The sequence below is a fragment of the Erwinia sp. TECH1 genome, from assembly GCF_054057575.1.
The window spans coordinates 387,750-401,130 of record NZ_JBSRZK010000001.1; the positions used below are offsets into that span (position 1 = coordinate 387,750).

The following is a 13,381-nucleotide window of genomic DNA, read 5'->3' on the forward strand; positions in this document are numbered from 1 at the left end:
TGGATCTTAAGTTGACTATGAATGCGTTAAATTGTCGCCGGGCGCCGCTTTTGTGGTCTGAGCGGGCAGAGTGCCGGCCGCTGGCTTATGCCGATTCAGGTAACCAATGTTGTTATTGCCCCACAGCGATTCGTAAGGCATTCCGGCCAGCATCTCGACGGTAGCGCGAGCCTGCGGCGTGATGCTGTCAGGGACGACGCCGCCCGCTATGCGCATTTTCTCGGTTTCGTCACGCAGGATTTTGTGCGTGGTCAAATTCAGCTTGAAGCGCAGGGAGATCAGGAAGCCCATGCACAGGACCAGGATCGTGCCGCCGCACATGATCATCAGGATCGCATGACTGACGTTTTCGGCCTGCTCGGTGCTGGCCGCCACAAAACCGGAAAGCTGCATCAGGATGCCGACCAGCATGACGGCACCAGCCTGCGAAGCCTTACGCGTCAGGGTCATGATCCCGGCGAAAATGCCTTCGCGACGCTGACCGGTAATCACCTCGTCCACGTCCGCAATGTAGGTATAGATATTCCACGGCACGTAGTTAATGCCGCCGCGGCCCAGGCCAGCGATAGCGGAGATCAGCAGCAGCAGCGAGAAGACATCGCTCATGCCGCTGTAATAAAGCACGCCGTAGGAAAGCGTACTGAGCGCAAACAGCGCCACCACGATGCGGTAGGCGGGCGCCGGCCCAATACGGATACAGAGCGGGATCATGCCGATCACGGCAACAAACTGGAGGATCGCCATCGTGCCCATCAGGTTGGAAGCCACGGTGGCCTGCTGCATCAGCACAAATACCACGTAGTAGGTAAACACGGCGTTAAAAACGTCCTGCGCGATATAGCCGCCCAGATACATGCCCAGATGCTGACGGAAGATACGGATGCGCAGCGTAGATAACAGCTCGGTTTTCAGGCGGCCAAGGCTTTGCCCCAGCGTCAGCTTCTGCTGCTCGGCTGCCAGCGCGGCGGCGGATTTTTTCTCGGCCGGGCGCTCCCAGGTATAGCGATAAACCAGCGTCAGCACGATGGCGCACAGCACGGAAAAGACCAGGCTGGAATAGAAGAAAGAGAGCGGATTATCCTTGCCGAAATAAGCCAGCAGGATACCCGGCAGGAAAGCGGCCAGAATAGCGGAAAGCTGCGCCAGCGCGATGCGTGCGCCGGAGAATTTGGTTTTCTCTTTAAAGTCGTCGGTCATCTCCGGCACCAGGGTTTCATAAGGCACCAGAATCGAGGTGTAGACCACTTCAAAAAAGAGGTAGGTCAGCAGGTAGTAGACGTAGGTCATGTCGCCGACCCACATCAGGCTGTAGCTGAAAACAAGGGGAATGCCCAGAAGGATAAAGAATTTACGGCGGCCGAAGCGTTTGCCGAGTCGGGTAGAGCCGAAGTGGTCGGTTAAGTAGCCCATTAGCGGGCTGACCACGCCATCCACAATGCGCGCCATGGCGAAAATAGAGGTGGCTTCAATAGGGCTGAGGCCGCAGAAGGTGGTGTAAAAGTAAAGCAGCCAGGCAGATGTTAATGCCATCGTACCGGCACCCAGAAAATCCCCTGATCCATAGGCGAGATAATTAAGCGTTCCTGGTTTACGTATTGTCATAATGTTCATCCTGAGTAACCAACATGCACAGCCCGGCTGTATGTCGGGAGAGGAAGTACGTTAGAGTTATGACGTCCAGAAAACCTTTGCGATTTTGCCAGCCGATATAAGGCGGTGGCGAAGAAAAGAAGATAGCGGCGGGCGGCTTCACTAATTTAATAAAATGGCGTTTCAATTTTATTGAATTAGCCATTCAGGCTTTGCCAGGCAAGATTTGTTGCGATCTGTGGTTGATTTTATGGCGTTAAATCAAAGTCAGCGGTGAAAATGTTTATATAGTTAAAAACCCAACCGAAGAGGAAAGCACAATGAAAGCTGCCGTGGTCAACAAGAATCATACTGTCGATATCGTTGAGAAAAAGCTGCGCGCGCTGGCGCATGGCGAAGCGCTGTTAAAAATGGAATGCTGCGGTGTCTGCCACACGGATCTGCACGTTAAAAATGGGGATTTTGGCGATCGTACCGGCGTGGTGCTCGGCCATGAAGGCGTCGGCGTCGTCAGCGAGGTCGGGCCTGGCGTGACCTCATTGAAGGTGGGCGACAGGGCCAGCGTGGCGTGGTTTTATAAAGGCTGCGGCCACTGCGAATACTGCACGACGGGCAATGAAACCCTGTGCCGCAACGTATTAAATGCCGGTTTTACCGCCGACGGCGGCATGGCGGAAGAGTGTATCGTGGTAGCGGACTACGCGGTGAAAGTGCCGGACGGGCTGGATCCGGCAGCGGCCAGCAGCGTAACCTGCGCGGGCGTCACCACCTATAAAGCAGTAAAGGTTTCTGGCATTCAGCCAGGCAAGTGGCTGGCAATTTATGGCCTGGGCGGACTGGGCAATCTGGCGCTGCAATATGCCAAAAATGTTTTTAATGCCAAAGTCATCGCCGTGGACGTAAACGATGCGCAGCTGGCTTTTGCCAAAGAGATGGGCGCCGACTTAGTTATCAACTCGCTGAAGGAGGATGCGGCGAAGATCATTCAGGAAAAAACGGGCGGTGCGCATGCGGCAGTGGTAACCGCAGTGGCCAAAGCGGCATTTAATTCGGCGGTAGACGCCATGCGTGCCGGTGGCCGTATCGTGGCCGTTGGCCTGCCGCCAGAATCGATGAGTCTGAATATCCCACGTCTCGTTCTGGACGGTATTCAGGTGGTCGGCTCGCTGGTGGGTACGCGTGAAGATCTGGCTGAGGCTTTTCAGTTCGCGGCAGAGGGAAAAGTGGTGCCGAAAGTCACCAAACGTTCTCTTGAGGAGATTAATGAAATTTTCGACGAAATGCTGGAAGGGAAAATCAAAGGCCGTATGGTGATTGATTTTACTGCTGACACCCACGCTGGCTAAAGCTGACTTGCCTGTGGAAACGGCTTAACCGCTTATTTCCACAGGCAAATATTTACAAAACCTGTCACGCGCTCATAAAGAAGCTCGACCGGGCTGGCGCTTCCGGCTCCAGTCGGCAACAGAGGCTTAGCCACAGCAGTGACACCAGCCAACCCGCATTGTTTAACATTTGTTTTCCCTTTGAACACATGGTAACAAATTAACTTTACTCACCCGTGGAGAATTCGCCACAGGCGTAGCTCTTTTTGCTAAGCGCTGTGGCGTTGTACAGCAAGGGCTGCACGCCTTATCGGGACGATTAACCGCTAAGCTCAGAAGTCATCGTTTCGCTTTGAACGTTAATGAGGATAGTTAAGGTGTTAAAAAAGGCTAAAACAGGGCTGCTCGCAGCCGCGCTGCTGACCTTTAGCGCAGTGGCTGCCGACAATACGCCGCAGTATGGCGTAGAGCTACAGGGCTTCGATTTCCCTTATCCAATTGAAAAGTTTAATTTTTCATCACAACAGCAGCCGCTTTCTATGGGCTACATTGACGCGCGACCGGCAGGGAAAGCGAACGGGCGGACGGTAGTGCTGATGCACGGCAAAAACTTCTGCGGCGTGACCTGGCAGGATGCCATAGAGGCGCTGCGTCATGCGGGCTATCGGGTAATTGCGCCGGATCAGATCGGCTTTTGCACCTCAACCAAGCCTGCTTACTATCAATACAGTTTCCAGCAGCTGGCGTTAAACACGCATCAGCTGCTCGCCAGCCTGCATATTGATAAGATCACGCTGGTCGGCCATTCAACCGGCGGGATGCTGGCTACACGCTATGCGTTAATGTACCCACAGCAGGTAGAAAAGCTGGCGTTGGTCAACCCGATCGGGCTGGAAGACTGGAAGGCGAAGGGCGTGCCCTGGCGCAGCGTGGACGACTGGTATCAGCGAGAGCTGAAAACCAGCGCGGAAAGCATCAAGGCGTATGAGCAGAAAACCTATTACAGTGGCCAGTGGAAGCCGGAATACGATCGCTGGGTCACTATGCTGGCGGGGCTGAATAACGGGCCGGGCCACAAGCTGGTTGCCTGGAATTCCGCGCTGCTCTACGACATGATATTTACCCAGCCGGTTTATTATGAATTTGGCAACCTGACGGTGCCGACGACGCTGCTGATTGGCACGGCAGACACCACCGCTATCGGCAGCGATATCGCGCCGCCGGAGGTAAAAGCGAAAATAGGGCACTATAACGAGCTGGGCAAAGAGGCGGCGAAACTGATCCCCCATGCCAGGCTGATTGAATTCACAGGAATGGGACATGCGCCGCAGATGGAAGATCCCGCTATGTTTAACCGTACGCTGATTGACGATCTGAACAAGCTCTGATGACAGCACAGCGCAGGCTTCCAGCCTGCGCTGCGAACGCGTCCGCATGACGCCGGGTGCCTCCCGGTGAGTCAGAAAAGCCATAACCTGACCCGCTATTTGCCACATGGTTAGCTGACTGGCTTAGCCCCGCCGCTCAGGGGGATCCGCCATACGGAAAAAAGCATAAATTTATCGGCATCAACCAAACCGAAACGATAGCGTGTTGCTTGCGAAATAAATAATAATTAACGGGAAGGTTTCAGGTGTTAATAGTGGATTAAATTAATAGCTATTCGCGTCATATTAATAATATTATTTCCTTCAAAGTTGTAAGTTTACTATTAATTTTTGGCTATTATTCGGCACGTTATCATTACGTTGACGCTATCGTTTTTATTCTTTCTTCAGGCAATTTTCTCTGAAGATAATATGAAAAAATATAGCGTTCTGGTCTGTTTTTTACTGCTGTGTGGCTGCATGGGGCACCGTCATGCTCAGCAACATAATCCGGTTGCAGACTGTTCCAGCCACGACGATGAAATCGACTGTAGCTGGAACGTGCCCGACAGGCCGTAACGGCCGCGCTTATGCCGGCCCCTGCGCGTGCAATATGCGCTGCGCCTGGTCCACCGTTAGCGCGTAATCGAAAAAGCGGCGGTAAAAATCCTGCGTCGCCTTGACCATATCAAGCTGCGGGAAAAGCTCGGGATGCAGAAGTTTTGCCGCCCACTGAATTTGCAGCCCGGCTTCCGTGCCGTAGCGATCCCAGGGAAACACGCCCGCCGGATTTTGCCAGACCTGATGGCGTTTTACCGCCTGCAGATTGGCAAACAGCGCCGCATAGTCTGAATCGGCCAGCTTTCCGGCTCCCGCGCCGATAATGATGATATCCGGCTGCCAGAAAAGCACGTTTTCCGGCGAGGTTTCTTTCATATTGCCGTTTACTTCCGCCGCCACATTGCGGCCGCCAGCCAGGCGGATCCAGGTGTCGATCAACGTGTTGCGTCCGTCAACCTTCAGCGGATGCAGGGACTGAATATGTAAAACGCCAGGCCGCTGGCTATTGCTTAGCCCTGCGGTTTTCGCCTGTATAGCGGCAATCCGGGCATCGAGCCAGGCGTTATAGGCTTGTGCTCGCCGTCGCGCCTGCGCCGTGCCGACCACCCCGGCCGTCGTCAGCAGCGAGCGCTGCATAGAGGGAAAATCGTCAAAGTGCATGACCAGCGTCGGCAGCCCGGCCCGCCGGTAAGCGTCAGCATCCGCATCTTCTGCCGCTACAAATACTGTATCGACCTTTGCGGCCAGCAGCGCCTCGCTGTTAAACGTGCGGCCATGAACCGACAGCGCCTGATGCAGCGACGGCGCTATTTTAAACATCCAGGGGCGATCGCTGGCGTGATTAACGGTCGCCACGATGCGGTCGCCCGCGCCCAGGGTCATCAACAGCGAATGATGCGCATACCAGCCGTCGGCGATCCGTCGGGCCTGCTGCGGTACCTCGACCTTGTTGCCGGCGTCGTCAATAACGCTCCGGGCAAAGCCAGGTGTAGCAAAAAGCAGGAAGAGAGCCGCCAGCAGCGGCGTAATCAGGGGTTTTATCATCAGAACCTCAGCTGTAGAGAAAGCTGCGCCATGCGCGGTTCGCCGAGCTGGGCGCTGGCATAGCCCGCGCCGCTGTAGCCGTTCAGGCCGCCGGGCACGATATTCGTCCAGTAATGGCGATTAGTCAGGTTGGTGACATCCAGGCGAAAAATGGTTTCCGTATTGAAGAGCCGCGTTGTGTAGCTGCTGCCGATATCGAAAGTCGTATAGCTTCCTGTCCAGCTGTCGTTGGCGTTATCGGTACTGCGGCGTCCTACGTAGTGCATGCCGCCATGAATATCCGTACCGCGTAAAAAAGGTAAATCGTAAGCGGCGAACAGGCTGGCCGTATAGCGAGCCAGGCCCACTATCTGCCTGCCGCTCGTGGCGGGACTGGCAGTATCGCGCAGGCGTGGATCGAGCCATGTCATGCCGCCATACAGATGCAGCCTGTCGGTAACGTCGCCGTCGGCCATCAGCTCCAGCCCCCGGTTGCGCTGGCTGCCGTCCACGGCATAGTCGCCGCTGGCGGTGGCATAAGCGAAAGGGCGGTCAATCCGGAACAGCGCGGCGGTCAGCAACAGCTTATCAATCGCCAGCTTGCTGCCCACTTCCAGCTGTTTGCTGCGATAAGGCGCCAGGATGCTGCCCGCGTTCGTGGAGCCGCTCGGCGCGGTATCGCCCTGTTGCAGGCTGTCTGCCCAGCTCATATAGAGCGTCAGCGGTTCGACAGGCTTGAACATCAGGCTGGCCGAACCGCTAAAGCCGCTGTTATCTGAATGGCTGCTGCGGCTGCCGGTTTTTGCATAGTTAGCGGAAGTCAGGAAGCTTTCGCTACCGGCCAGCAGCAGGCTCCACTGCGGTGAGAAGGTCAGCGTATCGCTAAGCAAAAAGGCCTGCTGCGTGGCGGTAGCCGAGTGGTAGCGATGGGTGAAATCCGGGTAGTCCGGTTCGGCAAAGGATTGCGGCTCGTCGAGCGAGGCGCTACCCAGCGTGCTGGTGGTGCCGTTCAGCGGATTATAATTTTTCCAGACAAAGCCGCGCAGGCCGGTGGAAAGCTGATGATGCAGCCAGCCCGTTTCCAGCTCGCCGTTCAGGTTCGCCATATAGCTGTTAATGGTAAAGCGGCTGGCTGTAGAAGAGGAGGTGGTGGTTTTATAATGACCGGCGCGGTCGGTAAAAGTATTCGTGACCGCCGTGGATTCACGATCGGCAATCTGCCGCAGCACGCCCAGTTCGCCCTGCCAGTTCCCGTCAAAATCGTGCTTCAGATGTACGCTGGCGGTCAGCGTATGGTTATCGCTACCGGCATAGTATTGTCCGAGATACGTCTTTTTGGGATCCGGCGCGGCGGGGAAAGAGAGGCCATTGCCCAGCGCAAATTTGCCCGGCAGCCCTTTTTCATAATAGTGGTAATAACTGAAATTGCTTTCTAACGTCGTGCGATCGGTTAGCGTTGCGTCCAGCCCCATGCTGAACAGCTGACGGCGCTTTTTACTGCCGTGTGCAAAGCCGTCACCCTCATCATCCAGAAAATTAGCGCGATAGCGCAGGCGGTCATTGTCGTCCAGCGGGCCGCTGAAGTCGCCGGAAACCAGGCGGCTGAGGCCGGTGCCAGCGCCAAAAGTAAGGCTGTGCTGTGCAATATCGGTGGGGCGCTTCGCCACAAAGTTAAACAACCCGGCCGGATTTGCCGGCCCGTAAAGCGATCCACCCAAACCGTTCAGCACTTCCAGATGGTCAAACTGCTCGGCAGCGTAATCGGTAGTCGAGACGACATTCAGGCCGTCAATCATAGAGTTCTGTACCACGCTGCCCTGCATTCCACGCGTTTGCGGGCGGGCGCCGTCACCCTGCACGGAAGGCATATAGCGATAGATATCCGTGATGCTTTTTAACTGCTGGTGCTTCATCAGCGTTGGGGAGACTTGCTGCACGGACCAGGGCGTATTGCGGATTTCCTGCTTGCCCAGGTTACCCAGCGTGACCTGCCTGTCGGGCGCAGCCGCTTCGCTATCCGGCGCGGCGGCTACAGTGAGGGTTTCTTCCTGGGTAGCGGCCTGAGCCTGAATACCTGTCAAAATCAGTACGTAAAGCGCGCGCTTCATCATGCGCGGCGGTGAGGCTATTGTCATTTTATACCTTGCCGATCGAAAAGCAGCCTTCGGGCTGCCTGAATGCAGATGCCTGTAAAGTTCACGCGAAAGATAGCATATCGCTATATGATAAATTATATAGCGAGTGCTATCCGCAGGAGCCTGGAATATGCTGCTGGATAACGGCCCATCAACAATAATTAATGATGCCTACAGATTTTCTGCATCATATTATTTTGCGTAAAGCGGGAACATTATCAGATGGGTAGAAAATTTTTGTGATAAGCGGCAGGCCTGTAAGGACGGTTTTTTCGCCTGTATTTGATGCCAATATGCCATCAGGTATTTTACCGCCAGGCAAATGCCGTCCGTATTTGTTGTGCCCGATCTGAATTTTGATAAAATAGCGACTTGTTGGTAACCTTCAGTAATACGGCATAAAAGGCACACAGAAAGGTTGAGCCTGTTCCTTGAGGAATATTTGTTATTCACGGTATCGGATTATTTTTGTATAAAATACTGCTATATCTGTTTATTATGGGATCAATAAGATAACGTAATCCATGCAGGTCTGTCGGAATAGAAAAGGATGTGTTTCGGCAAGTTATTTCTTCCCGGTTTTACCGCCGGAGTGGAAAGTATCAGGATCTTATAGGCTATTTTAGCCATTGCTATCGATTATTATTTTAGGGCTGTTCATATTTCACTCACTTTTTAAGGTGGAAAAAGCTTGCGTAAGGATGGGCGCACGGCATCGGCGGGTAAACCGTCTTTTACTTTTCCTGTGCCTTTAAAATCGATACCGGCGTTTATCTCCGCCGCCACAGCATATTAATGTTGTGAACAACCTGCGCGACTGCATAAAACAGAAACTCATTGCGTAATTTATATTCAGGATGAAATATTATGCTAAAGATAATCGTTTCCAGCGATAACGTATATTATCGGAAAGGCGTTGAATCGCTGATTACAAGTGCAGGGAAAACCCTCAGGGATGGGTTATTTGAAGTGGTTTCAGAAACAAGTAGCCCGGTAACGAAAGAAGCCGATATTGTGTTCAGAGACATTATGATCAGCGTTTTTTTCTATAAGCGCGAAACGATTGCCGGCAAGGGCCAGGCGGAACCTCACCTGTCAGCGCTACACATTCCCTTTATCTGTCGTGGAGATAATATACCGCAAATTACCGGAAAAATTCGAAAAATCATGCTGATAGCCACTACTAACGCGGCCAGCTTTGCCAGCTGTGAAAATTATAAGTTAACCGGTCTAAAAGACTTTATGCAGCTCTCTTCTACAGAAAGCAAGGTTATGCTGATGGTTGGCCAGGGCTACGATACGGAAAATATATCCAGGATGTTAGGGCGTTCAAAAAAAACCGTCAGTACGCATTGCCGCAACGCCATCAGAAAAATGGGGATGCTTAACCGGGTCGAATTTTACAAATATGCCTCTTTTGTAGCGCAATATGGTAATAAAAAAGGTAATACGCTCTGCCTGTAACATTATCTTACGGCCCGCCTTTAAGCGGGCCATATAAAGCGGTAGCTTAACTGTCGACTATCGACACGGTTTCAGGATTAAAGCTGTTGATGATTTGCACATAATGCTTACGCTGGAAGTCATTAAATTCCGCTGAGGAAGCCAGCGTAAATACAATGAGATTTAGCCTGGCAGGATTGATTACCGGATGCCAGGGAAGCTCGACGGTAGACTGCACCTGCTTAACCGGCTGTCCATTCTCCAGAAAAGAGTTGGCCGTCTGGATCACCGGCAACTTAGCCGGGCCGATTTCATTCTTCAGCATTTTGCCCTCGCTCTTATAGCCGGGCAGGCTGTTGGCCATAAAATTAGTTTGCGTTTCGCAAAATTCTTCCAGCGTTTGCCCCTCATTTTTAAATGATCGATTAATCAGGATGGTATATTCGTTCGCTTCCGGATCGCGAAAACGCAGGACGTTAATGCTCTGATCATAAAAGGGCGCCTCGGTCAGAAAAGTGCCTTCGTACATGATGTAGCTCTTTTTTTTACTCATGGTTCACCTGTTTTATTTGTTGCATCCGCCAATGGGATGATTTCCACACGCCTGTTTCTTTCCCGGCCTTCTCCGGTCTGATTACTGGCAACGGGCAGGCTGTCGCCCATCCCTTTAATCACAAGTTTGTCCGGCGGGACGTTGGCATGGCTGACCAGCCAGTCACGAACCGCCTTCGCCCTGCGTATCGAGAGCTGGTAGTTGGCTTCCGGGCTGCCGGTATTGTCGGAATGCCCAACGATGGCAAAAGTTGTTTGGGCATTGTTTTGCATTAACGGCAGCAGCCAGGCCAGATTTTTACTGCTGTCAGGCCCGAGCGTGGCGCTTCCTCTGGCAAACAGCGCGACGGAGCCTGACGCCATAAAAACCGGCGACGGATTGTAATTTTGCAGGGCGTCACTGACGCGCGCCGCCATTTCCCCACAGCGCGAAAATCGCCATAGCCGACTAAACCAGGCGTCGCGGCAGTACAGCAGCTGCTGTTTCTGGTCGCGCAGTCGTTGATAAACCGCTCTTTTTTTCTGCAGCTGTGTCTCTTCCGTTTGCCGGAAATCGGCCAGCGTACGGGTCGCCGCAGCGATATTTTTAGCCTCAAACCAGGTGGAGCCGATCAGCAGCATCGCCAGCAGCAGCGCAGCGCAAACCGGCAGCCAGCGCCATGAAAACCCCGAGCGTTGCCTGTCGGGCTGATAAGGCACGCCCGGGTCGATGACGTCAGGTAAGCTGGGCAGCATAACGCCCGGAGAAAGACCCGGACAGAGCCCGAATTTCTGCTGTAGCCACTGCGCCCAGGCGCCATGACGGGTAAAGCCGTTGCCATTATCGGCCAGCAGAACGGCGCTTAACCGTAGCGAAGAACCGGAGAACAGCGCCTGTAGCGCTTTGGCTATCCCCGAACTTTCCAACCACAGGCGCAGCGCGTCCGTCATGGCGTAACGGTAGATTGAGTGGCAGCTGAGCGGCTCAGAGACGGCGAGTAGTTTTGCCAGCTCGCGCGCGAGGGTGGTTTCACCGACCTTGCGGAGGTCAAACTTACCGGACCATTTTGCCTGTCCGGCCTGGCTTTCATGGCTCAGACGGGCATAGAGACCCAGCACGCACGGCAGCGCCTCCTGCTCATATAAGCGCCATGCTGCGATTTTCGCCAGCGCCTGAGCGTCGGTTTCCTCGCCGTCCGGGAAAAAGGGGAAAAAAGCATAGAGGCGATGCTTCTTCTTTCTCATCCGCTTTACTATTTCCGGCAGCGCTTCCGCTTCCGGTACCACGATCCAACTTATCGGCACGTCTTCCTGTTCCGGCTGCCGTTCAGAAAACCATTTTGCGGCATAGGGGCCGATAATAAGGATGGCGGGCGCGGCGGCAGCGGGCTGATTTTTTAACAACGAAGCTGGCATGGTTAAAGCGCCTCCAGCCAGGCAGAACAAAACAGCCAGAGCACGATCAGCAGCAGGCTCAGCAGAATGAGTTGCAACGGCAGCATAAAATATGCCGGCCATCGTGGCGGCATGGTGTCCGGAGCCGCCTCCTCTGTTTCTGTCTGGCAGGCGGCGGCTGGCTGAGTGACAGACAGTGACAGCAGGGGAGCACTGTTCCTGCCGGTAAAGGCCGAAACAAGAAACAATTTCTGGGCGTAGGTGAAGATCTGGCCCTGGCCGTCGGCCAGCAGCGGTTCAAGCCTGTCGCCCAACGTCATTGGGCCGTCCGTATAGCCGTAAAAATAGTGCGTCAGCGCATAGCGGTCCCAGGCAATATTGTCGGCGCGAAGGCGTAACGCGACTCGCCGATCCAGATAGCAGCAGAGCGCGTGGCACAGCTCATCGCTGAGCCTTTCACATTCTCCTTCAGCAATCAGCGCTTTGCTGAACCGCTCAATAAGCGCGATCAGCGTTAACTGCAATTCCGGCAGGGAAGGAATAATGCCGTCAAAAGAGAGCAGGGCATCAATGCAGATCAGGCGATGGTAGAGCGTTGTGCTTTTCACCAGGTTTTCTCCACAACCTTACTCCACCCGTCGCTATCGTCATAAGCGCTAAAACGTATCGCGGCGGGCGTGAACATGATCGGAAATGTCACGTCCAGATCGATTGCGATTTCTCCGCCGTCATGCCCGGCCAGGCATTCATTTATTTCCTCTCCCGACAGGATTTTTTTATAAAGCAGATCGTTGGCGTTGCTATAAACACCGATATGCAGGCAGGTGATATCGGCCAGCGGCGAGGTAAACTCTTCCTGCGTCAACCCAATAGTTTTTTTCTGATGGCTGCTTAATCTTTCCCGCCACTTGCCATAGGGCGGCGGAAACCAGGCGACACGTTCCGTTCCCAGCACTTCTGGCAGCACGGCAAGTTTGGTAAAGGAGATGCCCTGCGCGGCCTCGAACTCAGCCAGCGTACGCCTGCTGCCCAAACCATAGCGACCCATATCGGCCGGTTCAGCCTGCTCCATACCCAGCAGGGTTCTGACTCTTTTTTTCGACAGGCTGTCTCTTTCGTGCCAGGCACGGTCTACGGAACCGGATTTTTTCGCCTCGTCATCATGATCGCCCCAAATTCGCCTGACCTCTTCCCTGCCGTAAAAATGCCACAGCACTATTTTATGCGGATGCCAGACGTCATAACCGTGGGTAAAGGCCCGGGCCGCCATCGCTATCTCTTCGCCCTCGAAGAAGATTTGCGGATCGTTCGGCACCTCCTTTACGAAACGGCCTTCGGCGAAAATAAAGCCGCCCGCCAGATAACTCCCTCTGACTGGCGCCGCTTGTTGAAAATCAACCGAAGTGAGCTGCACTATTTTTTCACTGGAAAAGCCTCTGAAAACCAGGCGAAATATCGCCTGGGTTTTTTCCTCTTCTTTGCCGGGTACATAGCCCGGCGGATAAGAGGAGAGCACCGGCTTTTCACTTTGCACCTTCAGCGCTTCCAGCATGGCAACCATTTCTCTGTCCCAGCCCTCTACAAAGCGGCAGTGGGAATCGATTTGCAGCACATACTCTTCCTCGCGGTAAAGCGTTTCACACTGGTTTCTGGCCCAGCAGGCGCCTTTACTGAAGAAATAGTGCAGGGAAATCATCCGGATTTCCGTCTCCAGATAACGCCAGGTCAGGAGGTCATACTCTGCTGTTGATTCCGCCGCGCAGAGCGTCATGCCGGCCTGGTGAAAGCGCTGGCGGTCGCCCTCATCCTGCCAGCAGACGGCCACGGCAAGCCTGTAGCATCCGGAGGCCTTCTCAATTAAATCCCGGAGCGTCGGGATCAGTTCCGGATCGCGATAGCTGGCGATGCTGATAAAAATGGCTGGTTTCCTTTCCATAGAGCCGCCTTGTAATTTGACGTTGATAAATCCCTTGATCGAACGGTGCCGCCAGAGTTGCCGGGCGCGGCTGGC

The 13,381-nt window shown here is 54.0% G+C and carries 11 protein-coding genes; 4 read left to right on the plus strand and 7 right to left on the minus strand.

All coding sequences use genetic code 11. The annotated features are described in order from the left end of the window. Positions 1–15: 15 nt before the first annotated feature. On the minus strand, positions 16–1,602 hold the full coding sequence (locus tag ACVWZ0_RS01695) for an MFS transporter (protein WP_253456409.1): 1,587 nt from the start codon (positions 1,600–1,602) through the stop codon (positions 16–18). Between the two features lie 308 nt (positions 1,603–1,910). Between ACVWZ0_RS01695 and adhP the strand changes: the two genes are divergently transcribed. The 3 genes from adhP (at position 1,911) to ACVWZ0_RS01710 (ending at position 4,861) form a co-directional block, all read left to right on the plus strand. Next, on the plus strand, positions 1,911–2,936 hold the full coding sequence (adhP, locus tag ACVWZ0_RS01700; RefSeq protein WP_253456406.1) for an alcohol dehydrogenase AdhP: 1,026 nt from the start codon (positions 1,911–1,913) through the stop codon (positions 2,934–2,936). 356 nt (positions 2,937–3,292) lie between these two features. After that, positions 3,293–4,303: an alpha/beta fold hydrolase gene (locus ACVWZ0_RS01705; protein WP_253456403.1), complete on the plus strand. Its 1,011-nt coding sequence runs from the start codon at positions 3,293–3,295 to the stop codon at positions 4,301–4,303. A gap of 411 nt (positions 4,304–4,714) precedes the next feature. Further along, positions 4,715–4,861, plus strand: a complete 147-nt coding sequence (locus tag ACVWZ0_RS01710) for a hypothetical protein (protein ID WP_253456401.1) — start codon at positions 4,715–4,717, stop codon at positions 4,859–4,861. A 9-nt stretch (positions 4,862–4,870) separates the two neighbouring features. On the opposite strand, the gene ACVWZ0_RS01715 is transcribed toward ACVWZ0_RS01710, so the two are convergent. Together ACVWZ0_RS01715 and ACVWZ0_RS01720 are read right to left on the minus strand one after the other, a co-directional pair. Then, positions 4,871–5,887, minus strand: coding sequence for an ABC transporter substrate-binding protein (locus ACVWZ0_RS01715; RefSeq protein ID WP_253456398.1), 1,017 nt, complete (start codon positions 5,885–5,887; stop codon positions 4,871–4,873). Further along, positions 5,887–8,001 (minus strand): TonB-dependent receptor, encoded by a 2,115-nt coding sequence (locus ACVWZ0_RS01720; RefSeq protein WP_253456395.1) that lies wholly within the window; start codon positions 7,999–8,001, stop codon positions 5,887–5,889. Before ACVWZ0_RS01720 ends, ACVWZ0_RS01715 begins: the two co-directional genes overlap by 1 nt. 867 nt (positions 8,002–8,868) lie before the next feature. Here ACVWZ0_RS01720 and ACVWZ0_RS01725 point away from each other — a divergent pair. After that, positions 8,869–9,465 (plus strand): helix-turn-helix domain-containing protein, encoded by a 597-nt coding sequence (locus ACVWZ0_RS01725; RefSeq protein ID WP_253456392.1) that lies wholly within the window; start codon positions 8,869–8,871, stop codon positions 9,463–9,465. A 46-nt stretch (positions 9,466–9,511) separates the two neighbouring features. Here the strand turns inward: ACVWZ0_RS01725 and ACVWZ0_RS01730 are convergent, their stop codons facing one another. The 4 genes from ACVWZ0_RS01730 to ACVWZ0_RS01745 are packed head-to-tail and all read right to left on the minus strand — an operon-like array spanning position 9,512 to position 13,306. Beyond that, complete coding sequence (locus ACVWZ0_RS01730) at positions 9,512–9,997, minus strand: DcrB-related protein (RefSeq protein ID WP_253456389.1); 486 nt, start codon at positions 9,995–9,997, stop codon at positions 9,512–9,514. After that, a complete protein-coding gene (locus ACVWZ0_RS01735; RefSeq protein WP_253456386.1) occupies positions 9,994–11,391 on the minus strand; it encodes an OmpA family protein in 1,398 nt (465 codons plus the stop codon). The genes ACVWZ0_RS01730 and ACVWZ0_RS01735 overlap by 4 nt, the downstream gene beginning before the upstream one ends. A 2-nt stretch (positions 11,392–11,393) precedes the next feature. Continuing rightward, entirely contained in the window at positions 11,394–11,978 is a 585-nt protein-coding gene (locus ACVWZ0_RS01740) for a DotU family type IV/VI secretion system protein (protein ID WP_253456383.1), read from the minus strand. After that, positions 11,975–13,306, minus strand: a complete 1,332-nt coding sequence (locus ACVWZ0_RS01745; RefSeq protein WP_253456380.1) for a UDP-N-acetylglucosamine-transferase — start codon at positions 13,304–13,306, stop codon at positions 11,975–11,977. Before ACVWZ0_RS01745 ends, ACVWZ0_RS01740 begins: the two co-directional genes overlap by 4 nt. Between the last annotated feature and the right edge of the window lie 75 nt (positions 13,307–13,381).